At 57.4% G+C, this 1,366-nt stretch carries 1 protein-coding gene; it reads left to right on the plus strand.

Annotated elements, in window-relative coordinates:
* Positions 1-1,366, plus strand: a 1,366-nt coding sequence (locus tag ACXRVY_RS29325; RefSeq protein ID WP_458239000.1) for an FAD-binding oxidoreductase, incomplete at both ends; no start/stop codon positions are given.

Here is a 1,366-nt window from a genome sequence, read left to right on the forward strand (position 1 = left end):
CCAAACCGCTGTATACGATTTCCACCGGCAAAAACCTCGGCTACGGCGGTTCAGCGCCCAATCATGGCGGCAGTGTTGTGCTGGACCTGAAGCGGATGAACCGAATCGTTGAGGTCAGCGAAAGCAACGGCTACGCAATCGTGGAGCCTGGCGTCAGCTATTTCGATCTGTATAACTACATACAGGAACGTGGCCTGAAGGTGTGGTTGGACGTCGCCGATCCGGGCTGGGGCAGTGTGGTTGGCAATGCGCTTGACCATGGTGTGGGCCACACGTTGTCGCGCTTTCGCAACCACTTCGATTCGCACTGCGGCATGGAGGTGGTGCTGGCCAATGGGGAGGTGGTTCGCACAGGAATGGGAGCGCTACCCGGTTCCCAGACGTGGGGACAATTCAAGATGGGGATGGGGCCGATCCTGGACGGCATTTTTTCCCAGTCCAATTTCGGCGTTGTCACCAAGATGGGCATCTGGTTGATGCCGGCACCCGAGGCCTTCATGCACGGCATGGTGATGGCCGCGCGTTATGACGATCTGCACGCCGTAGTGGAATTGCTCAAGTACGTCGAGAACACCGGGTTAGCCTCTGGTGCGCCGGAAATGGGCAGTCCACTGCTCGGCATCAGCAATTACACGAAACATCTTGTAGACGCCTTTTACGAAGGTCCGCCGCAGTTGCAGAAGCAGCATGCTGATCTGATTGCGAAAGCCAGTGTCGGTTACTCGGCTGAACTGCAGAAGTATGGGCAGGACAACAACATTCCTTACTGGGTGCTTAACCTGAAGTTCTACGGACCACCGAAGGTGATCCAGGCCCAGTGGGAGGCAGTACAGGAGCTGGCGGTAAAATCGATCAAGGGTGTGCGCTTTCAGGCTGGCCAGATCCAGACCGATCCGCGCAAAGCTTCTGCTGAGTGGACGGTTTACCCGCAGGATGTGGGTGTGCCGAACATGGATTTCTTCGGTATGGGCACGCGTGCCGGAGGCAACCCGCATCCGATGCGCGGCCATATGTGGTTCTCTCCGGTCATTCCACAGACTGCGCAAGGCATCCTCGAAGCCAATCGCGTCTTCGAAGAGGCTTACCGCACCCTGCCTGCGCTGCAGAACGTGCCGATCTGGAACCTCAGGCCTTTTGCGTTGCCTGCGCCGTTTTTCGAGCGCGCTTTCCTTTTCATCGTGGGCTTCCCGATCACCGATGATACGGCGATGAACAAAGCCTCCATCAAGGCGTATCGGACACTGCTGGATATCGGCGCACAGCATGGCTGGGGCGAATATCGTTGCCACCCGGAATTCCAGGACCAGGCCATGGGCCTGTATTCGTACAACAACAACAGCCTGCTGCGCTTGAACGAGGTCATCAA

The organism is Pseudomonas sp. P5_A2_2 (assembly GCF_054177685.1).